The 25,266-nt window shown below is 63.2% G+C and carries 24 protein-coding genes; 5 read left to right on the top strand and 19 right to left on the bottom strand.

From position 1 onward, the window contains the following. Nucleotides 1-51 precede the first annotated feature (51 nt). The 12 genes from PSH81_RS17470 to PSH81_RS17415 form a co-directional block, all read right to left on the bottom strand. Nucleotides 52-1,455 (bottom strand): amidase, encoded by a 1,404-nt coding sequence (locus tag PSH81_RS17470; protein WP_226455191.1) that lies wholly within the window; start codon nt 1,453-1,455, stop codon nt 52-54. Beyond that, nucleotides 1,452-2,720, bottom strand: a complete 1,269-nt coding sequence (locus tag PSH81_RS17465; RefSeq protein ID WP_305391180.1) for a Zn-dependent hydrolase — start codon at nt 2,718-2,720, stop codon at nt 1,452-1,454. Before PSH81_RS17465 ends, PSH81_RS17470 begins: the two co-directional genes overlap by 4 nt. Before the next feature lie 13 nt (nt 2,721-2,733). Next, nucleotides 2,734-3,429, bottom strand: a complete 696-nt coding sequence (locus PSH81_RS17460; protein ID WP_226455193.1) for an ABC transporter ATP-binding protein — start codon at nt 3,427-3,429, stop codon at nt 2,734-2,736. Next, entirely contained in the window at nt 3,429-4,178 is a 750-nt protein-coding gene (locus tag PSH81_RS17455; protein WP_192296730.1) for an ABC transporter ATP-binding protein, read from the bottom strand. Before PSH81_RS17455 ends, PSH81_RS17460 begins: the two co-directional genes overlap by 1 nt. Continuing rightward, nucleotides 4,175-5,185 (bottom strand): branched-chain amino acid ABC transporter permease, encoded by a 1,011-nt coding sequence (locus PSH81_RS17450; protein WP_192296729.1) that lies wholly within the window; start codon nt 5,183-5,185, stop codon nt 4,175-4,177. Before PSH81_RS17450 ends, PSH81_RS17455 begins: the two co-directional genes overlap by 4 nt. 1 nt (nt 5,186) lies before the next feature. Then, the gene (locus tag PSH81_RS17445; protein WP_192296728.1) at nt 5,187-6,047 is read right to left on the bottom strand and encodes a branched-chain amino acid ABC transporter permease; all 861 of its coding nucleotides are present in this window, start codon (nt 6,045-6,047) and stop codon (nt 5,187-5,189) included. Between the two features lie 56 nt (nt 6,048-6,103). Next, nucleotides 6,104-7,306, bottom strand: a complete 1,203-nt coding sequence (locus tag PSH81_RS17440) for an ABC transporter substrate-binding protein (protein ID WP_226455194.1) — start codon at nt 7,304-7,306, stop codon at nt 6,104-6,106. Between the two features lie 227 nt (nt 7,307-7,533). Continuing rightward, on the bottom strand, nt 7,534-8,304 hold the full coding sequence (locus PSH81_RS17435; RefSeq protein WP_305391179.1) for a FadR/GntR family transcriptional regulator: 771 nt from the start codon (nt 8,302-8,304) through the stop codon (nt 7,534-7,536). A 107-nt stretch (nt 8,305-8,411) separates the two neighbouring features. Then, nucleotides 8,412-9,161 (bottom strand): alpha/beta fold hydrolase, encoded by a 750-nt coding sequence (locus PSH81_RS17430; RefSeq protein WP_226455196.1) that lies wholly within the window; start codon nt 9,159-9,161, stop codon nt 8,412-8,414. A gap of 104 nt (nt 9,162-9,265) precedes the next feature. After that, entirely contained in the window at nt 9,266-10,669 is a 1,404-nt protein-coding gene (locus PSH81_RS17425; protein ID WP_226455197.1) for an efflux transporter outer membrane subunit, read from the bottom strand. Continuing rightward, on the bottom strand, nt 10,662-12,635 hold the full coding sequence (locus PSH81_RS17420) for a MacB family efflux pump subunit (RefSeq protein ID WP_226455198.1): 1,974 nt from the start codon (nt 12,633-12,635) through the stop codon (nt 10,662-10,664). Before PSH81_RS17420 ends, PSH81_RS17425 begins: the two co-directional genes overlap by 8 nt. 1 nt (nt 12,636) lies before the next feature. After that, nucleotides 12,637-13,806 (bottom strand): efflux RND transporter periplasmic adaptor subunit, encoded by a 1,170-nt coding sequence (locus PSH81_RS17415; protein ID WP_305391178.1) that lies wholly within the window; start codon nt 13,804-13,806, stop codon nt 12,637-12,639. 260 nt (nt 13,807-14,066) lie between these two features. Here PSH81_RS17415 and PSH81_RS17410 point away from each other — a divergent pair, with 260 nt between their 5' ends. The 4 genes from PSH81_RS17410 to PSH81_RS17395 all read left to right on the top strand — a co-directional run bounded on the left by PSH81_RS17410 (nt 14,067) and on the right by PSH81_RS17395 (nt 18,124). Next, on the top strand, nt 14,067-14,549 hold the full coding sequence (locus tag PSH81_RS17410) for a sigma-70 family RNA polymerase sigma factor (protein WP_192296721.1): 483 nt from the start codon (nt 14,067-14,069) through the stop codon (nt 14,547-14,549). 119 nt (nt 14,550-14,668) lie between these two features. Beyond that, entirely contained in the window at nt 14,669-16,006 is a 1,338-nt protein-coding gene (locus PSH81_RS17405; RefSeq protein WP_226455200.1) for a lysine N(6)-hydroxylase/L-ornithine N(5)-oxygenase family protein, read from the top strand. Nucleotides 16,007-16,073: 67 nt separating this feature from the next. Then, on the top strand, nt 16,074-17,294 hold the full coding sequence (locus tag PSH81_RS17400) for a putative DNA modification/repair radical SAM protein (RefSeq protein WP_305391177.1): 1,221 nt from the start codon (nt 16,074-16,076) through the stop codon (nt 17,292-17,294). Next, nucleotides 17,291-18,124 carry a TIGR03915 family putative DNA repair protein gene (locus tag PSH81_RS17395; protein ID WP_226455202.1) on the top strand — a complete coding sequence of 278 codons (834 nt, stop codon included), beginning with the start codon at nt 17,291-17,293 and terminating at the stop codon, nt 18,122-18,124. The genes PSH81_RS17400 and PSH81_RS17395 overlap by 4 nt, the downstream gene beginning before the upstream one ends. A gap of 57 nt (nt 18,125-18,181) precedes the next feature. Here the strand turns inward: PSH81_RS17395 and PSH81_RS17390 are convergent, their stop codons facing one another. The 7 genes from PSH81_RS17390 to ctlX form a co-directional block, all read right to left on the bottom strand. Further along, entirely contained in the window at nt 18,182-18,679 is a 498-nt protein-coding gene (locus PSH81_RS17390) for an Lrp/AsnC family transcriptional regulator (protein ID WP_192296717.1), read from the bottom strand. Nucleotides 18,680-18,684: 5 nt separating this feature from the next. After that, on the bottom strand, nt 18,685-19,515 hold the full coding sequence (locus tag PSH81_RS17385; RefSeq protein ID WP_225595206.1) for an ABC transporter ATP-binding protein: 831 nt from the start codon (nt 19,513-19,515) through the stop codon (nt 18,685-18,687). A gap of 3 nt (nt 19,516-19,518) precedes the next feature. Continuing rightward, complete coding sequence (locus PSH81_RS17380; protein ID WP_192296716.1) at nt 19,519-20,232, bottom strand: ABC transporter permease; 714 nt, start codon at nt 20,230-20,232, stop codon at nt 19,519-19,521. Then, nucleotides 20,229-20,930 (bottom strand): ABC transporter permease, encoded by a 702-nt coding sequence (locus PSH81_RS17375; RefSeq protein WP_192296715.1) that lies wholly within the window; start codon nt 20,928-20,930, stop codon nt 20,229-20,231. The genes PSH81_RS17380 and PSH81_RS17375 overlap by 4 nt, the downstream gene beginning before the upstream one ends. Nucleotides 20,931-21,068: 138 nt before the next feature. After that, nucleotides 21,069-21,848, bottom strand: a complete 780-nt coding sequence (locus PSH81_RS17370) for an ABC transporter substrate-binding protein (RefSeq protein ID WP_192296714.1) — start codon at nt 21,846-21,848, stop codon at nt 21,069-21,071. Nucleotides 21,849-22,093: 245 nt separating this feature from the next. Further along, nucleotides 22,094-23,137, bottom strand: a complete 1,044-nt coding sequence (locus PSH81_RS17365; RefSeq protein ID WP_226455203.1) for an ornithine cyclodeaminase — start codon at nt 23,135-23,137, stop codon at nt 22,094-22,096. A gap of 11 nt (nt 23,138-23,148) precedes the next feature. Further along, entirely contained in the window at nt 23,149-24,075 is a 927-nt protein-coding gene (ctlX, locus tag PSH81_RS17360; RefSeq protein ID WP_226455204.1) for a citrulline utilization hydrolase CtlX, read from the bottom strand. Between the two features lie 287 nt (nt 24,076-24,362). Here ctlX and PSH81_RS17355 point away from each other — a divergent pair, with 287 nt between their 5' ends. Continuing rightward, nucleotides 24,363-25,259 (top strand): GNAT family acetyltransferase, encoded by an 897-nt coding sequence (locus tag PSH81_RS17355; RefSeq protein ID WP_305391176.1) that lies wholly within the window; start codon nt 24,363-24,365, stop codon nt 25,257-25,259. Nucleotides 25,260-25,266: the final 7 nt, after the last annotated feature.

The raw sequence follows: 25,266 nt of genomic DNA, 5'->3' as shown, positions 1-25,266 counted from the left end.
CTCGGCTGGAGATCGCCCGGGCACTGCCAATCTCCCACATTCAATTGCATTTCAGGTCGGAGTTACTGGGGCTTGCAGGTGCTGGGTAGGGAATGCCTTTGAATAAGCCTGGCAAACCCGCAACACCACATCATCGGCAAACCGCGCACCGACCACATGCAACCCCACCGGCAAGCCATTCGCCGCCAACCCGCAGGGCACTGACGCGGCCGGTTGCTGGGTGAGATTGAAGGGGTAGGTGAACGGTGTCCATTCGGTCCATTCCTGTAACCCGGAGCCCGGCGGGACGTCGTGCCCGGCGTCGAATGCGGTGATCGGCATCATTGGCGAGACCAGCACGTCGTAATGTTGGTGGAACGCAGCCATCCGCGCTACCAACGCCGCCCGCGCTTCAAGGGCCGCGCTGAAGTCATCCAGGCTCAAGCGTTCGCCCCGTTGCGCGATGCGCAGCAGGCCGGGGTCCAAGAGCTGTTTTTGCGCGTCGCTCATCGAACCGGTCAAACGTGCGGCCCCGGCTGCCCACAGGGTGCTGAACACCTCCAGCGGGTCGCTGAAACCGGGGTCGATCTGTTCGACATGAGCGCCCAATCGCACCAACCCCTCAACCGCCTGGGCGACCACTTTAGCCACTTGCGGGTCCACGTCCACGTAGCCGAACGCAGGGCTGTACGCTACCCGCAAGCCCTTCAAGTCTGCCCCCGGCGTCAGCCACGGCGCAGTCCTCGGCGCACCGCTCAAACCGTCCCGCGCATCCGGCTGGGCGATGGTTTGCAGCATCAATACGCTGTCTTGCACCGTGCGGGTCATCGGCCCCAGGTGCGACAGAATCGTCATGGAACTGGCCGGCCACTGCGGCACATAACCAAAGGTCGGCTTGATCCCGAACGTGCCGGTAAACGCACAGGGGATACGGATCGAGCCGCCCGCATCACTGCCCTGGTGCAACACCCCCAGGTTCAACGCCGCCGCCGCCCCCGCGCCGCCGGACGAACCACCCGCCGTGGTCCGCGTGTCCCACGGGTTGCGGGTGATGCCGTATAGCGGGTTGTCGGTGACGCCTTTCCAGCCGAATTCCGGCGTGGTGGTTTTGCCCAGCAATACCGCGCCGGCCTTGCGCATAAAGGCCGGGAAGGGCGCGTCGACGTCCCACGGCCCGTCGGCAGATGAGGTGCGCGAGCCCTTGCGGGTCGGCATGCCGAGCGTCAGCGTGAGGTCTTTGATGGAGGCCGGTACACCGTCCAGCGCGCCGCACGGCTGGCCCTTGAACCAGCGTTGTTCCGAGGCGCGCGCAGCGTGCAACGCGCCCTCCGGGTCCACATGGCAGTAAGCGTTTACCACCGGGTTGTAGCGTTCGATGCGCAGCAAGGCATCCTCGGTGACCTCCACCGGCGACAGGGTCTTGTCGCGAAAATGCGCCAGCAATTGCACCGCCGTCAGTTGCCCGATATCGCTCATGCCCGATCCCCCTGCGCCGCATTGACCATGGCCCGCAGCAACACCGCGCAGCCCGCCGCCAGGTCATCCGGCGCGGCGTTTTCGATTTCGTTGTGGCTGATACCACCTTCGCACGGCACAAAGATCATCCCGGCCGGGCCCAGTTCCGCGACGAAAATCGCGTCATGCCCGGCGCCGCTGACGATGTCCATATGGCTCAGGCCCAGGCTGCGCGCAGCGTCGCGCACGGCGTTGACGCAGGCCGGGTCGAAGTCCAGCGGCGGGAAGTCGGCCGTCGGTGTCAGCTCATAAGCCAGGCCGTGTTGTTGTGCCGTGGCTTCAATCACACCGCGCACCTCGTCGACCATGGCTTGCAGCTTGTCGGCATGCAGGTGGCGCAGGTCGAGGGTCATGTGCACCTGGCCCGGAATCACATTGCGCGAACCCGGATGCAGGCTCAGGCAACCCACCGTGCCGCAGGCGTGGGGTTGCTGTTGATGGGCGATACGGTTGACTGCACTGACCACCTCGGCAGCGCCGACCAGTGCGTCCTTGCGCAGGTGCATCGGTGTCGGCCCGGCGTGGGCTTCGACGCCGGTGAAGGTCAGGTCGAACCACTTCTGGCCCAGGCAACCCATGACCACGCCAATGGTGGTGGCGCGATCTTCCAGCACCGGGCCCTGTTCGATATGCGCTTCGAAATACGCCCCCACCGGGTTGCCCAGCACCGCGCGGGAACCGGCATAACCGATGCGCTGCAATTCGGCACCCACCGACAGGCCCTGGTCATCGAGCTTGGCCAGGGTCTCCTGCAAATCGAATTTCCCGGCAAACACGCCGGAACCCATCATGCACGGCGGAAAACGCGAGCCTTCTTCGTTGGTCCACACCACCACTTCAATCGGCGCTTCGGTTTCAATCTTCAGATCGTTCAGGGTGCGGATCACTTCCAGCCCGGCCATCACCCCGTAGCAGCCGTCGAACTTGCCGCCGGTGGGTTGGGTGTCGATATGGCTGCCGGTCATCACCGGGGGCAGGGCGGGATTGCGCCCGGCGCGGCGCGCAAAGATATTGCCGATGGCATCCACACTGACGCTGCACCCGGCCGCTTCGCACCACTGCACAAACAGGTCGCGGGCCTGGCGGTCGAGGTCGGTGAGGGCCAGGCGGCACACGCCGCCTTTTAGCGTGGCGCCGAGTTGGGCCAGGTCCATCAGCGACTGCCACAGGCGGTCGCGGTTGATCAGCGGGGCGTTGCTCTGGAGCGGTTGCGCAAAACTGTTCATCTGCATTCTCCGGTCAGGCACTCAGGGCCAAATAGCGGTTCTTGATGCTCGGGTCGGCGCGGAAGGCGGCGGCGCTGCCTTCGTAGACCACGCGGCCCTGTTCGAGTACGTAATGGCGGTCGGCGAGCTTGTCGCAGACCATCAGGTTCTGTTCCACCAGCAGCACCGGCAGGCCGTCGTCCTTGATCTTGCGCAGGATCTTCACCAATTCGTCGACGATCACCGGGGCGAGGCCTTCGGTGGGTTCATCGAGGATCAGCAACTTGGGGTCATTGAGCAGGGCGCGGGCAATGGCGAGCATCTGCTGCTCGCCGCCGGACAAGGCATGCCCGGCGTTTTTGCGCCGTTCCTTGAGGCGCGGGAACATGCCGTACACGTCTTCCAGCTGCCAGCGGCTGGTCTTGCGGGCGGCGATGCGCAGGTTTTCCTCGACCGTGAGCAAACGGAAGATCCCGCGGTTCTCCGGCACCAGCGCCAAGCCTTGGCGCGCAATTTCAAAAATCTTCTGCCCCACCAGCGCCTGGCCGTTGAAGTGAATCTGGCCCTGGCGCGGGCAGATGATGCCGAGGATGCTGCGCAACGTAGTGGTCTTGCCCGCGCCGTTGCGCCCCAGCAGCGTCACCAGCTCACCAGGGTTGACGTTCAGCGACACGCCTTCGAGCACGTGGCTCTTGTCGTAGTAGGAATGGATATTCTCGACGATCAGCATCAGGCGGCCTCCCCCAGATACGCAGTGCGCACACGTTCATCGGCGCGCACGAATTCCGGCGTGCCTTCCACCAGGATCTGCCCGTGGCTCATCACCGTGATGCGTTGGCTGATGGACATGACGATGCTCATGTTGTGTTCGATCAGCAGCACCGTGTGGTCGCGACCGAGGTCACTGATCAGTTGGGTCATGATCGGGATGTCATCGATGCCCATGCCCGAGGTGGGCTCGTCGAGCATCAACAGTTTGGGCTTGGAGCAGATCGACATGCCCACCTCCAGCACCCGCTGCTGGCCGTGGGACAACTCGCCGGCCAGGGTGTCGGCGCGGGCAGTGAGTTGCAGGCGTTCCAAGACCTGGTCGGCCATCTCCAGGTGCTCGCGTTTGCTGTCGACACGGCGCCAGAAGTTCAGCGCCCGCGCACCGTCACGGCCTTGGGCGGCCAGGCGCAGGTTTTCGCGCACGCTGAGGTTCTGGAACAGGCTGGTCAACTGGAACGAGCGCGCCATGCCCAGGCCGACGCGGCCGTGGGCCGGTTTGCGCATCAGGTTCTTGCCGTCGAAATGGATTGCCCCGGCGGTGGCCTGGCGCTCGCCGGTGAGGCAATGGAACAGGCTGGTCTTGCCCGCACCGTTGGGGCCGATAATGGTGTGGATGGTGCCGGCTTCGACCTTGAGGTTGACGCCGTTCACCGCATGGAAGGCGCCGTAGGCTAGTTCCAGGTTCTCTGTTTCCAGCAGGATGCTCATAGCACTTCCTCCTTGGCCACCACTGCGGGCTTGCGAGCGCCGCGCACTTTTTCAAACAGCGACGCCAGGCCGCCCCACAAACCACCGCGCATGAAGATCACCACCAGGATCAGGATCACCCCCAGCAGCATCAGCCAGCGTGGCCACAGGTCGGAGAGGAAATCCCCCAGCAGCACGATGGAGCCGGCACCCAGCAACGAGCCGAACAGCGAGCCGGTGCCGCCGACGATGGTCATGATCAGGATGTTCTCGGACATCGCCAGGTCGATGTTCGACAGCGGCACGAAGTGCAGCAGCATCGCGTACAGCGCACCGGCGATCCCGGTGACTGCGCCGGACAGCACAAACACCAGGATCTTGAAATGACGCGTGTCGTAGCCGATCGCCGCGGCGCGGGTTTCGTTTTCGCGGATCGCCATCAGCGTGCTGCCAAAGGGCGAGGCGATGACCCGGCGCGCGCCGATAAAGATCAGCAGGAACAGCACCGCCACAAAGCCGTAGAAGGCGCGGGCGTCGGCCAGGGATAGCAGCACAGTGTCACCGACGCGGATTTCCGGGCGCGGCACGCTGAGCAGGCCGTTGTCGCCGCCGGTCCAGTCGCTGAGGGTGTAGGCGACGAAGTAGGCCATCTGGCTGAAGGCCAGGGTCAGCATCACGAAGTAGATGCCGGTGCGGCGGATCGCCAGGGCGCCGACCAACAAGGCCAGGAAACCACCGGCCACGGCCGCGCCGAGCAACGCAGTGAACAGGCCCATCTGCAAATGCAGCATCAGCAGCGCCGCGCAATATGCCCCGGCACCAAAGAAGATGCCCTGGCCGAACGACAGCAGCCCGGTATAGCCCAGCAGCAGGTTGCAGGCGAGGGCGGCCATGGCAAAGATCAGGATCTCGGTGGCCAGGGTCGCCGAAGGCAAGATCAACGGCAGGCCGATCAGTACGGCCAGCACCCACAGCAACATCGCACGGGATTGGGTCTTGGCAAACGGCAGGGGATTTTTCTCGCTCATGTCAGGCTCTCCCGAACAGGCCGTAAGGGCGCACCAGAATCACCACGGCCATCGCGCCGTAGATCATCAGGCTCGCACCTTGGGGCCAGAGTGTGGTCATCAGGCTTTGCACCACGCCGACCAATAAACCGCCGACCAGCGCTCCGCTGAACGACCCCATGCCGCCGATCACCACCACCACGAAGGCCACGCCGAGAATTTCCGGGCCGACAAAGGGCTGTGCGCCGCGCAAGGGCGCGAACAGCACCCCGGCGACACCGGCCAGGGCCACCCCGAGGGCGAAGGTCATCGAGAACAAACGGAAAATATTGGTGCCCAGCAGCGACACGGTCTCGGTGCTTTCACTGCCGGCGCGCACCAGGGCGCCGAAGCGCGTGCGTTCCAGCAGCAGCCACAGGCCCAGGCCGACCAGCCCGGAGAAGCCGATCAGGAACAGGCGATAGTGCGGGTACACAAAGTCACCGATCACCAGCACCCCGCGCAGCAGTTCCGGCACGGCGACGCTTTTGCCCACCGGGCCCCAGATCATCACGCTGGCCTCCTGGATGATCAGCGCTATCCCCAAGGTCACCAGGATCTGGAACATGTGCGGCAAGTGATAGATGCGCTGGATCAATAATCGCTCGATCACCCACGCCAAAGCGGCCACCACCAGCGGCGCGATCAGCAGCGCCAGCCAGAAGTTGCCGGTGAGGCTCACGGCGGTGTAGCAGATGTAGGCACCGAGCAAAAAGAACGCGCCATGGGCAAAGTTGACGAAGTTGAGCAGGCCGAAAATGATGGTCAGACCGACGGCGATGAGGAAGTAGATCATCCCCAGCCCGAGGCCGTTGAGGATCTGGAACAGGTAAAGATTAAGCATGCAGGAACCCTCGGCAGGACGCCGCTTGCGCGGCCCTGCCTGCAATATTCAGGGGGTCAGGCGAGCGTGCAGCCCGTGGCGTCCACTGGCGGGAAGGATTGGCCGGCGCTGAGCACTTTGGCCAGGTCGTCCTTGTCGGCCATCTCGCTGGCGGCTTTGCCGACGAGCAGGTAGTAATCCTTGATCACCTGGTGGTCGCCGGCGCGGATCGATTCCTTGCCGGTCGGGCCATCGAAGCTCAGGCCCTGCATGGCCTTGGCCACGGTCGGCCCGTCGAAGCTGCCGGTGGCGACGATGGTGTCGAGCATGACCTTGGTGCTGATGTAGTCGGCGGCCAGCGGGTAGGTGGGGTTGATCCCGTATTTGGCCTGGGTCAGCTTGACCAGTTCGCGGTTGAGCGGGGTGTCGACCTGATGCCAGTACTGCGCGCCCAGGTACACGCCTTCAAGGATGTCGCTGCCCAGTTCCTGGAACTGGTCGAGGCCGGCGGACCATACCAGCAGTACTTTCATGCGCTGCTTGATGCCGAAGTTCACTGCCTGGCGCAGGGTGTTTGACGACTGGCTGCCGAAGTTGAGCAGCACCAGCACATCGGGTTTGGCGGCGATGGCGTTGGTCAGGTAACCGGAGAATTCCTGTTCCTGCAACGAGTGATAGCTGTTGCCGATGTGTTCCAGGCCGCTGTCCTTGAGCACACTTTTGGCGCCTTCGAGCAGTGCTTCGCCAAACACGTATTGCGGGGTGATGGTGTACCAGCGCTTGGCGTCCGGCAGCAGCTTGATCAGCGGCAGCATGGTTTCGCGAATCGCGCCGTAGGTGGGCACCGACCAGCGGAATGTCGCGCGATTGCAATCCTTGCCAGTGACTTCATCGGCGCCCACCGGGGTCATGAACACGCCGCCGACCTTGTCCACTTCCTTGGCCACCGCGAGTGCCGACGACGACAATGTGCAGCCCTGGAAGAACCGCGCGCCGTCCTGCTGGATGGCTTCCTGCACCTTGCGCACCGCCTTGCCGGCGTTGCCTTCGGTGTCGATGACCTTGTAGTTCAGCGGGCGGCCGAGAAGGGTGGCGTGTTGTTCCACCGCCAGGCGCGAACCCATGTCGGCAAACTTGCCATAGCTGGCAAAGGCGCCGGACATGGACTTGAGGCCGTAAAAGGTAAAGGGCTCGGCGGCGAATGCGTGGCGCACGCTCAGCGGGAGGCTGAGGGCGGCGGCTGCGGTGAGGCTGGCTTTCAATAACGTACGACGCTGCATGGGGTGACTCCCTGGTTTAGTTATTGGCAGGAGCGGCAAGGGCGATACGGTGGAGCTTGGGCCTGTGGGCAGGCCTGTTATTTATTGGATGACGCGAGTGTTGGTTGGAATGCGGTCAAAATGTGGGAGCGGGCTTGCTCGCGAATGCGGTGCATCAGTGACGAGATGCTTTGCTGGCCCACCGCATTCGCGAGCAAGCCCGCTCCCACATTGGAACTGTGTTGTTTTTAGGGGCGGTGATCGAACTCCAGTAGAAAATGCGGGCTGACCTGGCCTTCAAGCGCGGTCATGTGGTGTTCGGCATCGCACATATGTTCATGCATCAAACCGCGCACCGCGCTTTCATCACCGGCGCGAAAGGCAATCAGCAACTGTTTGTGATAGTCGAGGTTGGCGGCGTCGAACTGCTTGCGCTTGGGTTTGTAGGCCTTTTTCAGCACCACCAGGTCGCGCAGCAGATCATTGAGGAACTGCGCCATGAAACTCAGCAACGGGTTGGGGCACGCCCTGGCCAGCAGGTTGTGGAACTCCAGTTCTGCCAGGCGCTGTTCGCGTTGACCGGCCTCGCTGTCTTCCGGGGCGCTGCAGAAGGCCACGTTGTCTTGCAGGGCCTGGTAGTCGTCTTCGCTCAAGCGCCCCAGCACCGAGACCGCCAGTTCCACTTCGATGACCTTGCGCAACTGATACACCTGCTCGCCATCCAGATGCTGAAAGTGCAGGTAGTTACGCAGCGCGCGGCTGGCCGGTTCGGTGCCGGCCTGGTTGAGGTATGCACCGCCGCTGGGCCCGGTGCGCGTGCTCACCAAACCCTCGACCTCAAGGGCCTTGAGCGCCTCGCGGGCCGAGCCTTTGGAGCACTGGAAGCTTTCCATCAGCTCGCGCTCGGTGGGCAAACGGTCGCCGGGCTTCAAGGCGTCGGTGACGATGGAGCGCTTGACCGACTCGACAATCACGTCGGAGAGCTTCTGGCGTTTGCGTTTCAGCGGGCGGCTTAGCATGGCGTCGATTTATCGTATTAATGCGGATAAATAGCACTTAATAACGATTAGCCTGGAGCGTCAACGCAAGGTGTCGTTTTCAGCGGCAACAGGTCGCAAACGGTGCGCTACTCCCAATCGCCTTTGTCGAGGCAGTGGGTGGCAGGTGGCGGCTGCTTGCCGAAGGCCAGGAAGTCGCCGACCCATCGGATCACGCATGCACTGGCCTCAGACTTGGGTGGTGCCTTGAGGCGCAATTGCTCGACTTGCGTAAGGTTCGCCTCGCCACGCTCGGCGTTGACCAGCACCATGCGCGCGACCCGCTCGGGAAACAGCGCCGCGTAGCGACTGCCCAGGCGTGTGGCGTCGGCGCTGCCGAGGTAATTGAGCTGGGTCTCTTCAAGTTGGGCGCGGACGAACTCCATGTCCCGTGCCGCGTTTTCGACCCCGCTCTCCTGGCTGAGATCACGCGGGGTGAGTTCGACCACATCGTAGCGATTGAGCAGGGTGCGATAGGCCTGGGTGGAATGGGCACTCCAACTGCCGGCCAGGAGGATGGCAAAGGTGCCGCTGTGGTTGGCCTGGGGGCTGTTGCCGGGTTGGGCGAACACCACGCCTTGGCGGCTCAGCGGGTCGCGGGCGCCGACGCGGGTCAGGTACAGGCGCAGTTTGCCTTGCCGGGGCGCGGCGTAGTTGCGCGGCACGGTGACGATGCCGCATTGGGTGCGCTCAAGCACGTCGGGAGCCAAGTGTGCGAAGGCGGGGAGGCGGCAGTCCAGTTGCCAGTCGATGGCGGTGGGGCTGATCAGCGGCAAACCATGGGCAAGGCTTGCCGTCAGCCACAGGCAGGCGCAGAGCAGGTGTTTTACAACAGTCATCAAGAGGTCCCGGGCAGCCGTGAGATAGCGGCTTTTTTACCAAGGACCCCGGGTCAAAAAATGTAGGGCGAACAGACAACTTCTGTAAGGAAATGGAGTTTTGTTTATCGGATATTGCTTTCCCAGCCGCCCCCCAGTGCTTTGTACAGGGCGATGCTGGCTTGTACGCGCGACAGCCGCAACTGCACGTTCAAATCCTGGGCCGCGTACAGGGTGCGCTGGGTTTCCAGGACCGTCAGCAAGTCCGCGGCGCCTGCCTGGTAGCGGCTTTGAGCGATCTGGAAGGCCGTCTGCGCCTGTTGCAGTTCTTCGGTTTGCCAGTGGCGCTGCTGGTCGAGGCGGGTGATGTTGCTGAGGGATTTTTCCACATCGGCAAAGCCGTTGATGATCGCGCCGCGATAGGTTTGCAGCAGCTCATCCTGGCGTGCGCGGGCCTTGTCGCGCTCGGCGCTTAAACGGCCATTGTTGAAGATCGGCGCGATCAGGCCGGACGTCAGGGTGTAGAACGGGCTGCGCAGGATTTCGTTGGCCTTGTAGGCGCCGCTGCCGAGTGTGGCGCCAAGGGTCAGGGTTGGCAGCATGGCGGCGCGGGCGACGGTGACGTCAGCACTGGCGGCGGCCAGTTGCGCTTCGGCCTGGGCCAGGTCGGGGCGCCGGCTGAGCAACTGGCTCGGCACACCGCTGCCGATGGTCGGCCAGGTCAGGGCCTGGAACGTTTCGTTGCCCAGGTCCACGGCTTGCACGGGTTGGCCGAGCAGGGCGGCGAGGGTGATCTGCGACTCTTCGGCCAGCTGCTCGATCAACGGCAATTGCCGTTGCTGGCTGGCCACCAGGCTTTTCTGCTGGGCCAGTTCCAGGGCAGTGGCGGAGCCGGCGTCGTAGCGGGTCTGCACCAGGTCGAGCACGTTGCGCGCATTGGCCAGGTTGAGCGCGGCGATCTGCTGGCGCTCGCGTGCGGCGAGGGTCTGCGCGTACCGGTCGGCGACGTTGCCGAGCAGGGTCAGCTCCACTGTGGCCTGGTCGAACTCACTGGCGCGCAAGGTCTGCACCGCGCTGTCGCGGGCGGCGGCGCGGCCACCCCAGAAGTCCAGTTCATAGCTGGCGGTGAAGTTGGTGTCATAACTGTTGACGGTGTTGTTGCTCGCAGTGGCGTTCAGGTCTGAGTTGCCGCTGCCGCGCAACAGCCGTTCACGGCTGGCGGTGAGGTTGAACTTCACCTCGGGCAGCAGCGGCGCACCGGCGATCACCGCGCTGGCCTGGGCCTGGCGCACGCGGGCCATGGCGGCGGCGACGTCGAAACTGTCGCGGCGCGCCTGCTCGATCAAGCGGTTGAGCTGTGGGCTGCCGAACTGCGTCCACCACCGTGCATTGCGGGCCTGCGCCGTCTCGCGTTCGGCATATTGCCAGGCGGCGGGTGCGGCGATGCCGCTGTCGACAGCCGGCGGCTGGCCGGCGCAGGCGCTGAGCAACAGGCACAGGCCGGGCAGGTAAAGGGACGGTTTATTCACTGGTCAACGCCTTAACCGGATCGAGCCGGGCAGCTTTACGGGCCGGCATGAAGCCGAAGATGACACCGGTGACCAGCGCACAGCCAAACGCGCCGAACACCGCCACCAGGGAAAATTGCACGGCCACTTCGGCCAGCACCAACACGCCGCCGACGAGCAGCGCGAGGGCGATGCCGAACAGGCCGCCGACCACCGAGAGCATCACCGCTTCGGTGAGGAACTGGCGCAGGATGTCGCGCTGGCGTGCGCCGGTGGCCATGCGGATACCGATTTCACGGGTACGCTCGCGGACGGTCATCAGCATGATGTTCATCACACCGATACCGCCCACCAGCAGCGAGATCGCGGCAATCGAACCGAGCATCAGCGACAGCGTATTCTGCGTGCGCGCCTCGGCCTGGATCATCGCCGCGTTGTTGGTCAGCTGGTAGTCGCGCTTGCCGTTGTGCAACTTGAGCATCAACTGGTCGATGGCCCGCTCGGCTTCGTGGACCTTGCGCGCATCGGCGGCGGCAATCGCCACGTATTCCGGGTTATAGGTGCCGAACAGGCGCACGCTGGCGGCGGTGTAGGGGATGGCGACGCGGTCGTCGCTGTCCTTGTTGCCGGAGCTGGAGCCTTTTTCCGCAAGCACGCCGATCACCTGGAACGGCACGTTTTCGATGAGGATGTATTGGCCGATCGGCGTCGGCAGATCCTTGAACAGCTTCTCGCGGATGCGATGGCCGATCACCGCCACGGTGGCCCCGGCGCGCTCATCGGCCTCGGTGAAGTAGCTGCCCTCGACCACCGGCCAGTTGAAGATCTCCGGGAAGTTGATGTCGTTGCCGCCCACGTACGCCAGGTAGTCGAGGTTGCCGAAGCGGATCCCGGCGTCGCTGCCATTGACCGGCATGATGCGCTTGACCTGGGGCAACGCCGCCAGTGCCGCCACATCGTTGAGGGTAACGATGCCCAGCGGCGTACGCGGGTTGGGCGACGAACCGCTGAGGTAGATGATGTTGGAACCGAACGCGCCCATCTGCGCCATGACCTGGCGCTTGCTGCCTTCGCCCACCGCCAGCATCACCACCACCGACGCCACGCCGATGATGATCCCCAGCAAGGTCAGCGCGGTGCGGAACTTGTTGATCCACATCACCCGCCAGGCGGCCTGCACGGCGTCGACCAGTTCGGCCTTCCACGCGCCATTGTGCTCGGCGCCGTCGATCAGGCGCTGGCGCAGGTCCACGGCTTGCAAGGCATCACTGTTGGCGACCGCCGGCACGTAGCTGGCGTCTTTGGCCGAGTCGCTGATGATCTGGCCGTCGCGGATCTCGATGATGCGGTTGGCGCGCGCCGCCACTTCGCGGTCGTGGGTAATCAGGATGACCACGTGGCCCTGGCTGGCCAGTTCGTCGAGCAGTGTCATCACCTCGGCGCCGCTGTGGCTGTCGAGGGCGCCGGTGGGTTCGTCGGCCAGGATGATATGGCCGCCGTTCATCAGCGCGCGGGCAATCGATACCCGTTGCTGCTGGCCGCCGGAGAGTTGGTGCGGACGGTTGCCGGTGCGCTCGGCCAGGCCCAGGCGGGTGAGCAGGGCCTTGGCGCGGGCGTGGCGTTCAGCGGCGCTGATGCCGGCGTAGATCGCCGGCATCTCGACGTTTTCCTGGGCCGAGCCCGACGGGATCAGGTGGTAGCCCTGGAACACAAAGCCGAACGCCTCGCGGCGCAGCCAGGCCAGCGCATCGCCGTCCAGGTGCGCGACGTTTTCCCCGGCGAACAGGTAGTCGCCCGCAGTGGGGCGGTCGAGGCAGCCGAGGATATTCATCAGCGTCGATTTGCCCGAGCCGGACGCGCCGACAATCGCGACGAATTCCCCGGCGTGGATCGCCAGGTCGATGCCGCGCAACACGTCGACCTGCGGGCTGTCGCCGCCGCCGTAGGATTTGCGGATGTTCTTGAGTTCGATCAGGGGCGTGGCCAACTCAACCCCCGTTGCCGTCGGCTGGGCCGATCAGCAGGTGATCGCCTTCGTTCAAGCCGTCGAGCACTTCGACACGCAGGCGGTCGCTGATACCCAGGCGCACTTCGCGTTCCTCGATGCGGCCGTTCTTGGCGACCACACGAGCGATCTGTTTATCGGCGTTCGCTGTACCCAGCAGCGCGGCAACGGGGGCGGTGAGGGCATCCTTGACCTGGCTGGCGACAAAAAACACCTGGGTGGTCATCTCGGCCATCAGCGCGTGGTCGCTGTTGTCCACGTCCAGCAGCACGGTGTACAGCACCACGCGGCCGCTGCCGCTCTTGTTGGAACTGCTGGGGCTGCCACTGCCCTGGGTTTCGTTCAGCGGCTTGGGCGGGATCGGCAGGATCTGCCGCACGGTGCTGGTCCAGCGCCGGTTGCCGCCGCTGAGGGTGGTGAAATACGCAGTCATCCCCGGTTTGACGTGACCAATGTCGGCCTCCGAGACTTCCGCCCACACGGTCATCGGCGACAGCTTGGCGATGCGCAGGATCAGCGGGGTCTGTTGTTGCGCGTTGAGGGTCTGGCCGACGCGGGCGTCTACCGCGACGACGGTGCCGTCCATCGGCGCATAGATGCGCGTGTAGCCCAGCTCCGCTTCGTCGCTGCGCAGGCTGGCCTGGGCCTGGAGGATCTGCGCCTGGAACATCGCCACCCGCGCCTGGGTGGCGCTCAGCTCGGCCTTGGCGGTTTGCACGTCTTCTTCGCGGGTGGCGTTGCCGGCCGTCAGACGTTGCTGGCGCTGGTATTTCTGCTGCGCCAGTGCCAGTTGGGCCTGCTGTTCCTGCAACTGCGCCTTGAGGTTCTGGATGCCGTAGCGGCTGGCGTCAAGCTTGGCTTTTTGCGTCGACGGGTCGATTTCCACCAGCAGTTGGCCTGCCTTGACGTGGTCGCCGGCTTCGACGTGGATCTTCTGGATCTGCCCCGACGCCTGGGCGCCGACGTCCACATAGCGGCGCGGTTGCAGGGTGCCGAGGGCGGTGACGCTGTTTTCGATATTGCCGCGGGTCACGGTGACGGTGGCGAGGGCGTCGCGGTCCGAGGGCAGCACTTGCCAGGCGGCAACGCCGATGACGGGGATCAGGCACGCGACAACAAGCAGCGCGCGTCGGGCGGGTCGAGAGCGTTTCATGCTTTGGTTCCAGCCAGGGAAGTTCGGGGCGCAGTTGCGCAGAGCTGACTGTTAAACGAGGGGATTGCGCGGGGATTTAGGCGGTTACACAAGCGGTTACAGCTCCATGGGTTAAAAAAAACGTCCGTTGGTACAACACTTCTTTAAAAGTAGATGAGAATTACTATAAATTGCACGCACCCAAACTGCCATCATCGTTTGGGTATCTTTTCTTACAGTGCACAAGGAACGGATGCCGCCTCTTCCGGCGGTCGGGAGTCATGTTGGAAAACTACTATCGCGAGCTGGTGTGTTTCCTCAACGCCAAGCTGGGCAACCGACAGGTGGCCGAGGATGTGGTGCATGACGCTTATGTCCGGGTGCTGGAGCGCTCCAGCGACACGCCGATCGACCAGCCACGCGCGTTTTTGTACCGCACGGCGCTGAACCTGGTGATCGACGGGCACCGCCGCAACGCGTTGCGCCAGGTCGAACCGCTGGAAGTGCTGGACACCGAAGGGCGCTTCGCCAACTCATCGCCCCACGCCAGCCACGCCCACGAGCAGCGTCTGGCGATGGTGGAGCGGGCCCTGGCGGAACTGCCCAAGGCCTGCCGCGACAGCTTCCTGCTGCGCAAGCTCGACGGCCTGTCCCACCCGCAAATTGCTGAGCGCCTGGGGATTTCCCGCAGCCTCGTGGAAAAACACATCGTCAACGCGATGAAGCACTGCCGGGTACGGATGCGCGAGTGGGACGCACACTGAGCGCTGATCGGTTAAATTTTATTTCACTGTCCTCGTTTCCTATCAACACACGACCTGTTGTGCAGGTCTTGAAGGTATTCCCGCCCCACCGCCAAGGGGCTTATCCAGAGGACACTGGAATGACACAGGCAATTGCTTCGCCCGCGGTTCACGACCTGATCGGTATCGGTTTCGGCCCTTCGAACCTGGCGCTGGCCATCGCCCTGCAGGAGCGCGAAAAAGCCCAGGGCAAACTCGACGTGCTGTTTCTCGACAAGCAGGCGGACTACCGCTGGCACGGCAATACCCTGGTGACCCAGAGCGAACTGCAGATTTCGTTCCTCAAGGACCTGGTGACCCTGCGCAACCCCACCAGCCCTTATTCCTTCGTCAATTACCTGAAAACCCACGGGCGCCTGGTGGATTTCATCAACCTGGGCACCTTTTATCCGTGCCGCATGGAATACAACGACTACCTGCGCTGGGTCGCCGGGCAGTTCCAGAGCCAGGCGCGCTACGGCGAGGAAGTGCTGGCCATCGAGCCGATCCTGCATCAACAGCAGGTTGAAGCGTTGCGCGTGATCTCCCGCGACGCAGTGGGCGAGCAGCATGTGCGTACCACCCGTTCGGTGGTGGTCAGCGCCGGGGGCACGCCGCGTATTCCCGAGGCGTTCAAGGCGCTCAAGGGTGACGGCCGGGTGTTCCACCATTCCCAGTACCTGGAGCGCATGGCCCAGCAGCCCTGCATCGACGGCAAGGCGATGCGTATCGCGATCATCGGCGGTGGCCAGAGCGCGGCCGAGGCGTTTATCGACCTCAACGACGGCTTCCCGTCGGTGCAAGTCGACATGATCCTGCGCGGTTCGGCGCTCAAGCCGGCGGATGACAGCCCCTTCGTCAACGAAGTGTTCTCGCCGGCGTTCACCGACCTGGTGTTCCAGCAGGTGGGCGAGGAGCGCGAACGCCTGGTCGCCGAGTACCAGAACACCAACTATTCGGTGGTGGACCTGGATCTGATCGAGCGCATCTACGGCATCTTCTACCGCCAGAAAGTCTCCGGTATCGCGCGCCAGGCGTTCCGCACCATGACCGTGGTCGAGAAAGCCACGCCTGGCCCGCTGGGTATTGAACTGGTGCTGCGCAACAACGCCAACGGCGAAACCTGCGTCAACCACTACGATGCAGTGATCCTCGCCACCGGCTACGAGCGCCAGACCCATCGTGCCTTGCTGGCACCGCTGGAAGCCTACATGGGCGACTTCGAAGTGGCCCGCGATTACCGCATCGTCACCGACGAGCGCTGCAAGGCCGGCATTTATATCCAGGGCTTCAGCCAGGCCAGCCATGGTTTGAGCGACACGCTGCTGTCGGTACTGCCGATCCGTGCCGATGAAATTGCCGCGTCGTTGCACGAAAACGACCGCAGCCGTGGCCAGGAGCGTTCGGTGAAAGACCTGCTGCTCGCTACCGCGAGCTGACAGGCTGCACTTGTGACATAGGGGGGGCTGCTGATACTGTACAAAAAACCAGTATCGGTAGCCTTCCATGCAGTTGATCGAAAAACTCAGCATCCTCGCCGACGCCGCCAAGTACGACGCTTCCTGCGCCAGCAGCGGCGCGCCCAAGCGCAGTTCCGAGGGCAAGGTCGGGCTGGGCTCCACCGACGGCATGGGCATCTGCCACAGCTACACACCGGACGGGCGCTGTGTCTCGTTGCTCAAGGTGTTGCTCACCAACTTCTGCCTCTACGACTGCCAATACTGCGTCAACCGCCGCTCCAGCGACGTGCCCCGCGCACGCTTCAGCCCGGAGGAGGTGGTGACCCTCACCCTGGATTTCTACCGGCGCAATTGCGTCAGCGGGCTGTTTCTCAGCTCCGGCATCATCCGTTCCTCCGACTACACCATGGAACAGTTGGTACGCGTCGCCAAACTGCTGCGCGAGGAGCATGATTTCCGCGGCTACATCCACCTCAAGACCATTCCCGATGCCGACCCGGCGCTGATCGCCGAGGCCGGGCGCTATGCCGACCGGCTGAGCGTGAACATCGAGTTGCCCACCGAAGCCAGCCTGCAAACCCTGGCGCCGGAAAAGAAGATCGTGTCGATCAAGCAGGCCATGCAGACCATCTACAGCGGCGAGCAGACCGTATTCAACGAGCCGCGCGCGCCGCGTTTCGCGCCAGCGGGGCAGAGCACGCAGCTGATCGTCGGCGCCGACGACACCGACGACAGCACCATCCTGCATGGAGCCGAGGCGTTGTACGGCAGCTTCAAGCTGCGCCGCGTGTACTACTCGGCGTTCAGCCCCATCCCCAACAGCCCGAAAAGCGTACCCCTGGCCGCGCCACCGCTGATGCGCGAGCACCGCTTGTATCAAGCCGATTTCCTGCTGCGCAGCTACGGCTTCAACGCCACCGAACTGTTCAAGGGGCCCGGTCACCTGGCCCTGGATATTGATCCCAAGCTGGCCTGGGCCCTGGAAAACCGCGACGTCTTCCCCCTGGACCTCAACCGCGCCGAACCGACCTTGATCGCACGCATTCCCGGCATTGGCCTGCGCACCACCCAACGGCTGGTGGACCTGCGCCGTGAACGCAAGATCCGCTTCGAAGACCTCGCACGCATGCGCTGCGTGCTAGCCAAGGCCAAGCCGTTTTTCATCACCAGCGACTACCACCCGCAACAGGCCGACAGCACCAGCGTGCTGCTGCGCGAGCAATTGCGTGATCGTCCGCAGCCGCAGCAAATGGGCTTGTGGGGATGATCAGCCTGGAATGCGACAACCTGTTCAGCACCTGGCGCGACCAGGCGCGCTGGCTGCTCAGCCATCAGGTCGATCCCAGCCAGGTAAGCTGGGGCGAAGCCGAGGTGGCCGACCTGTTTGCCACTGACGAGCCGATCCCCGCAGGGCTTGGGCCGTTCCAGACGCGGGTGCCCAAGGCGCTGCTCGAATTGCTCGAGTCGGCCGCCTGCTATCACGGCGAGCAGCGTTGGAGCCTGTTGTATGAAGTGTTATGGCGCGTGAGTCATGGCGACCGCACGGCGATGCTGGCGGGGGACAAATTGGGCAGCGAGTTGCAGCGGCGGATCAAACAGGTCAGCCGAGAGGCGCACCACTTGCATGCGTTTGTGCGCTTTGTTGCGCTGCCGGCCGGGGCAGGGCCCGAATTACCGGAGTACGTGGCGTGGCATGAACCGGCACACGACATCTTGAAAACTGCCAGCCAGCATTTTGTCGGGCGCATGGGGCGCCATCGCTGGATGATCGCCACGCCGTTGGACGGGGTGTATTACGACGGCGAGCAGTTGATCCACCAGCGTGAATGCCCCGAGGCGTGGCGGCAGTTGGCGCAGAATGTCGAGGACCCCCACAGTGAGATGTGGTTGACCTACTACAGCCACATCTTCAATCCGGCGCGCTTGAACCCCAAGGTGATGGAGGGGCATTTGCCCAGTCGGTTCTGGAAGAACCTGCCGGAGGGCAAGTTGATCCCGGGGTTGATCAGCGAGGCGCGCACGGGCAAGCAGAAGGACGGGCAGGCCAAACTGATTGGCGCCAAACCCGGTAAACGAATCTCAAGCGGGCACGCATAAAAATGTGGGAGCGGGCTTGCTCCCACAAGGGTTATGCAGTGTTTGGTGAGTTGCCTTTCAGGTCAGCTCTGTAGCGGTGTTTTTGACGACGGCCAACTCCGGATGCGCCACCAACTTATCGATATGCAACTCGTCATTGTTCAACCAGGTCTCCGTCAGCACCCGGTAATGCTCCATGTCCCGGCAGCGCATGCGCAGGCTGTAGTCGAACGGCCCGCTGATCAGCTGGCATTCGAATACCTGCGGGCAGTTTTTCACGCAAGCTTCAAACGCCTTCTGCGCCGAGCGCCCGCTTTGGTTGGACAAGGCCACCAGCACCAGCAGTGACAGCCCCGGCGAGACCATCTGCACATCGATGATCGCCCCGTACCCGCGAATCACCCCGCGTCGCTCCAGCTTGCGCACCCGTTCCAGGCAGGGCCTGGGCGTGAGGTGCACCAGCGACGAGAGCTTTTCGTAGGTGATGCGCCCCTGGTGACGCAGCACTTCGATGATGGCTTCATCGATGCGATCCAGCGCAGGGGAGGTATGGGGTCCGTTGGCCTTGGTATCCATGGGTTTCACTTCAAACGGTTGGAAAGAAATTGCTGCAAGCGTTCGCTCTTGGGGTGGTCAAGGATCTCGGCGCCGCCTTGTTCCTCGACACGGCCCTGGTGCAAGAACAGCACTTGGCTGGACACCTGGCGGGCAAAGCCCATTTCGTGGGTGACCATCAGCATGGTACGACCTTCCTCAGCCAACGTCTGTATGACTTTGAGGACTTCTCCTACAAGTTCCGGGTCGAGGGCCGAGGTGGGTTCATCGAACAGGATGATCTCCGGTTCCATGGCCAGGGCGCGGGCAATCGCCACGCGTTGTTGCTGGCCGCCCGACAGGAAGGCTGGGTACTGATCGGCCACGCGGCCCGGCAGGCCGACCTTGTCCAGGTACATCCGCGCGCGTTTTTCCGCCTCGGCGGCGCTGACGCCCAGCACCCGGCGCGGGGCCATGGTGATGTTTTCCAGCACGGTCATGTGGCTCCACAGGTTGAAGTGCTGGAACACCATGGCCAGGCGCGTGCGCAGGTTTTGCAGTTGGGCTTGGTGCGGCGCGCGGGTGCCGGCGCGACCTTGCTGCATTTCGATGCTGATGCCGTCGAGCGTGATGACCCCGGCGTCGGGTTGTTCGAGAAAGTTGATGCAGCGCAGCATCGTACTTTTACCCGAGCCGCTGGCGCCGATCAGGCTGATCACGTCGCCGTTGCGGGCGTTGAGGGACACGCCCTTGAGCACCTCGTGTTCGCCATAGCGTTTGTGGATGCCTTCGACTTGCAGCTTGACGGCGGCGGTGGCGGCTTTGGCCACGGGTACATCCAGAGGGTATGCGGCCAGGGCCTGCGCGGACTGATTCATGGGTTAGCCTCGGGTAGGAACAAGAAAACGCATCCAGCGACGTTCGGCCAGTCGGAACAGGCCCACCAGTGCAAAGGACAGCAGCATGTAGAGCAGGGCGGCGATGCCAAAGGCCTGGAACGTGAGGAACGTCTCGGCATTGGCGTCGCGGGCCACCTTGAGGATGTCGGCGACGGTGGCGGTAAACGCCAGGGAAGTGGCGTGCAGCATCAGGATCATTTCATTGCTGTAGGCCGGCAATGCACGGCGCAGTGCGGCGGGCACCACCACAAACAGGTTCAGCCGCCAGCCGTGCAGGCCGTAGGCGCGGGCCGCTTCGATTTCGCCGTGAGGAATATTGCGGATTGCCCCGGCGAAGATTTCCACGGTGTAGGCGCAGGTGTTCAGCACAAACGCCAGCAGGGTGCAGTTCAGCGCGTTGCGGAAAAACTGGTTGAGCAGCGCGTTGTCCTGCACCACCTCCAGGCTGTACAGCCCGGTGTAGCAAATCAGCAGTTGGATATACAGCGGTGTGCCGCGAAACAGGTAGGTGTAGACCTCCACCGGCCAGCGCAGCCAGAAGTGCTCCGAGACCCGCGCGAGCGCCAGGGGGATCGACAGGCAAAAGCCGAACACCACCGAGATGATGAACAACCACAGGGTCATGGCCACGCCGGACAACCCCGCGCCATCGCTGAACAGGTAGGCCAGGCCGTATTGCTGGAACAGTTCGATCATCGCGCCATCCCCTTGATGCCGAGGTTGTAGCGCCGTTCGAGGCGCTTGAAGATGCGGTTGGACAGGGTGGTGATCACCAGATAGACCAGGCCCGCGAGGATCAGGAAATACAACGGCTCGTTGGTGGTCTTGCCGGCGTTTTGCGCGGCCTTGACCAGATCCGACAGGCCGATGATCGACACCAGCGCGGTGGACTTGAGCAGCACCAGCCAGTTATTGCCCAGGCCCGGCAGGGCAAAGCGCATCAGTTGCGGGAACAGCACCAGATGGAAGCGCTGCCAGCGACTCAGGCCGTAGGCGGTGGCCGCTTCCAGTTGGCCGACGGGTACGCTGAGGATCGCGCCGCGGAAGTTCTCGGTGAAATACGCGCCGTAGATAAAGCCCAGGGTCACCACCCCGGCGGTAAACGGGTCGATTTCAAAGTAATCCCAGCCGGCCATTTCGCTCAGGTCGTTGAGCCACAGTTGCAGGCTGTAGAAGATCAGCAGGATCAGCACCAGGTCCGGCACGCTGCGGATCAGCGTGGTGTACAGCGTGGCCGGCACCCGTAGCCATCTGACGCTGGACAGCTTGGCACCAGCGGCGATCAGGCCCAGGACGAGGCTGAGGGCCAGGGCGAGGAACGCCAGCTTGAGCGTCATCCACGCGCCTTGGGCGAGCATGGGGCCGTAGCCTTGCAAGTTTAGGAATTCGTTCATGGAGGGAGTATCTCTGAAGGGCACAGATATCCCCCTGTGGGAGCGGGCTTGCTCGCGAAGACGGAGTGTCAGTCACTGGATGTGTGTCTGGCACATCGCCTTCGCGAGCAAGCCCGCTCCCACAGGGTCGGTGTTGGCTTACTCGTTGTAGATGTCCTGATCGCCGAAGTATTTCTTCTGGATCTGTGCGTAGGTGCCATCCGCTTGCACCGCCGCGATGCCTTTGTTGATCAGCGCGCGCAATTCCTGGTCGTTCTTGCGCAGGCCCATGGCGATGTCCAGCGGCAGGGTGGGGTCTTTGAACGCCGGGCCGGTCTTGAAGTCGGCGCCTTCCGGCTTGGACAGGAAGTTGAGTTGGGCTTCGAGCTTGTCGGTCAGGGTCGCATCAAGGCGGCCGTTCTGCAGGTCGGCATAGTTCTGGTCCTGGGACTGATACGCCTTGATCTGCGCGCCGAGCTTGGCCAGGTGTGCACGGGCGTAGGCCTCTTGCAGCGAACCTTGCAGCACGCCGACTTGCTTGCCTTTCAACGACTCGGGGGTGTCGCCGAAGTCGGCGCTCTTGCGGGTGATCACCGAGGTCGGGCTGAGGAACAGGCGGTCAGTGAAGTCGATGATTTTTTCGCGGGCCGGGGTCACGGCCATGGACGACATGATGGCGTCGAACTTGCGCGCACGCAGGGCCGGGATCATGCCGTCGAATTCGTTGTGCACCCAGGTGCATTTGACTTCGAGCTTGGCGCAGATGGCGTTGCCCAGATCGATGTCGAAACCTTGCAGGCTGCCGTCGGCGGCCACGGATTCGAAGGGCGGGTATTCGGGGAAGACGCCGAAGCGGATTTCTTTCCACTCCTGGGCGTGGGCGGCGGTGGCGCATAGTGGCAACAGCAACGCAGCGAAGAGTGATCGCAGTGGAGTCATGGTGTAGTCCCTATATTTTGTAATTGATGTCAGGGCAGTAAATGAGTTGAAACAAATCGTTCTTGTTGGCGGAGAGAATGCTTCAAGGTGGTGCGTTTTTTGTGTCGTTTACCCCTCGCATAAAGCGCGAATTGCGCTGTTAAAACAGGCAATGCAGCGGAATCGGCTGTGACACCCGCTGAATCGGCTTTTCATCCCTTAAAAACTGGCCCGCCCTCGGTGCAAAGCGGCAGGCCAGAGCGGTCTCAGGCGCGCTTTTTCTGCTGTGCGACCGGCTGGGCCAGACGCGCAAACAGGTCTTTCGGGTCGGCCAGGTCCGGCACCAGTTCAAGGGTGCTGCCCACGTCCAGGGCTGTGGCCACATCCAGCACGTAGCGCAGCGCCGAGTAGTCTTCGATGGCAAAACCCACCGAGTCGAACAAAGTGACCTGGCGTGGGTTTTCGCGGCCAGGTTTTTGCCCGTTGATCACTTGCCACAGCTCGGTCACCGGCGAATCTTCCGGCATGTGCTGGATTTCACCTTCGATACGGCTTTGCGGCTCGTACTCGACGATCACGCGGGCACGCTCGACGATACGTCGGTCCAGCTCGGTCTTGCCGGGGCAGTCACCGCCGACGGCGTTGAGGTGCATGCCCGGTTCGATCATGTCGTCGGTCAGGATGGTCGCGTAGGCCTTGTCGGCAGTGACGGTGGTGACGATGTCCGCGCCTTTCACTGCGTCAGCCACGCTGCTGGCCAGGATCACCTTGATTGCCGGGAACGCCTTGAGGTTGGCCGCCAGCTTGGCGGTGGCCTTGGCGTCGATGTCGAACAGGCGGATTTCATTGATGCCGAGCATGGCGTGGAAGGCCAGGGCCTGGAATTCACTCTGCGAGCCGTTGCCGATCAGTGCCATGCTGCGGCTGTTGTCCCGTGCCAGGTAGCGCGCCACCAGCGCCGACGTGGCGGCGGTGCGGATCGCGGTGGTCAGGGTCATTTCCGCCAGCAGCACCGGTTTGCCAGTGTCTACATCGCCCAGGGCGCCGAAGGCCATCACGGTGAGCATGCCGGCCTGGGTGTTTTTCGGGTGGCCGTTGACGTACTTGAAGGCGTACAGCGAGGCATCCGACACCGGCATCAACTCGATCACACCGTCCGGCGAATGGTTGGCCAGGCGTGCACACTTTTCGAAGTCCTGCCAGCGCAGGTAGTCGGCGCGGATGTACTCGGCCATCTCGCTGATGCAGGTTTGCAGGCCTTTTTGCGACACCAGGTAGCTGAGGTCGTTGACGTCGATGTAACGGGTCATGGCAAGACTCCTTATTGAAATGAGGGACGGGCTGGCAGGTGCACTTCCGCCAGCATGCAGCGGGCACTGCCGCCGCCGATGCGTTCGATGTTGTCGATATTCACCACCACCGGCCGGGTGTGGCGTTCCACATGCGCACGCTGCGCCGGTTGCAGGGCACCCCAGGCGCTGGCCGACATCACCAGCAGCGGTTGGCCGTCGCGGTCGTGGACTTCGAGCATGTTGCCGGCGAAGGCTTCGAGCTGGTCGAAGTCGAGGGCGAGGATGTCCTTGCCGGTGTCGCGCAGCGAGCGTTCCAGGGCCAGGCGTTCGTCGGCATCCGGCAGGGCTTGCAGGCACACCACCGAGAGGTCGCGGCCGACGCTCATCATCACGTTGCTGTGGTAGATCGGCGCATGGTGGCGGTCGACGGCGTGGAATACGCAGAGCTGGTAGTCGAGGCGCTCGGCGAACTGGCGCAGGGCGTCGTGATGGGTGCGCCCGGAGTGGCAGGCGTAGCTGATGCGGTGCTGACGGTCGAGCACCATGCTGCCGGTGCCTTCGAGAAAGATGTTCTGTTGTTCCAGGTGGCTGAGGTCGATGGTGCTGTTGATCGCAAAGCGTTGTTCCAGCACTTGCAGCACGCCTTTGTTGCGTTCCAGCCGGCGGTTCTGGCCTTCCATCGGGTACAGCACCAGGCTGCCGTCGGCGTGGCTGCTCCACCAGTTGTTGGGGAAGATCGAGTCGGGGGTGTGGGGCGCCGGGGTGTCCTGCACCACCAGCACTTCGACGCCGTGCTGGCGCAGGGTGTCGACATAGCCGTCGAACTCTTCCAGCGCTTTCTGCTGTGCACTCAGTGGGTCGACGGGCTGGCGTTGGAAACGGTTGTTGATCGCGGTGTCCGGGTTGAAGGCAAAGCGCGCCGGGCGAATCATCAAGACGGTGTTGGTGGTTTGCATGGGTGCACGAATCCATGAGGTTGAGCAGTGCGGCTATTTTGTGGGTTGTGCGGGATGAATCCCGGCTGAAACGAGGGGGCGGCTCAGCCGGGAAAGCTGAAACTGGGGGTGGCGCGACCGAATCGGCTGCCGGCTGTGGAATGCAATCAAAAATGTGGGAGCGGGCTTGCTCGCGAATGCGGTGTGTCAGTAACAGATGAGCTGGCTGATCCACCGCATTCGCGAGCAAGCCCGCTCCCACATTGGTATTGTGGCGTTTGCTAAAACGCCGTCAGCCAGGAGGAATCATGCCTACCGCCGTTCGTCTCGCCCAACCCGCCGATGCCGAGGGCATCAGCCAGGTCATCCTGGCTGCCCTGCACAGCAGCAACGCGAAGGATTACCCGGCAGATGTGATCGCCCGGGTTGCGAGCAACTTCACCCCCGATGCGGTACTGGCCTTGCTGACGCGCCGGGTGGTGCTGGTGGCGGTGCAGGACGACGTCATCGTCGCCACGGCGGCGCTGGATGCCAACGTGGTGCGCTCGGTGTTCGTTAACCCGGCGCTGCAGGGGCAGGGGATTGGCCGGTTGCTGATGACCGAAATTGAACTGCGTGCCCGCCAGGCCGGCGTGACGGTGTTGAGCGTGCCGTCTTCACTGACGGCCGAGCCGTTCTATACCAGGTTGGGGTTTCATACCGTGCGCGATGTCTACCATGGCAATGAGCGCACGTTGGTGATGGAGAAGACGCTGTTGTCCCGCCACCCCATCGGGCCGTATCGCGACCGCCAGCACCGGGCGCAGGTGGTGGCTTTGTGGCAGGAGGCATTTGGGTATGACACGGCGCACAACCTGCCGACCCTGGCGATCGATAAGAAGCTGGCGGTCAACGACGGGCTGTTTTTTGTGGCCACGGATAAGAAGGCCGTGATCGGGACGATTCTTGCCGGTTACGACGGCCATCGTGGCTGGCTGTATTCAGTGGCGGTGCATGCCGATTATCGGCGGCATGGCCTGGGGTCTTCGCTGGTGCGCCATGCGGAACAGGCGTTGACGGCGCTGGGTTGCATGAAGATCAACCTGCAGATATCCGGCGGGAATGAGGCGGTGACGGGGTTTTATGAAACCCTGGGATATGGGGTAGAGCCGCGGGTCAGTATGGGCAAGAAGATTTTAGAAAACATCAAGGTTTCAGATGCATGACCGAAGG

The sequence above is a fragment of the Pseudomonas sp. FP2335 genome, from assembly GCF_030687535.1.
In the GTDB taxonomy this organism is placed as follows: domain Bacteria; phylum Pseudomonadota; class Gammaproteobacteria; order Pseudomonadales; family Pseudomonadaceae; genus Aquipseudomonas.
This window is presented reverse-complemented; position numbering and strand designations above follow the sequence as displayed.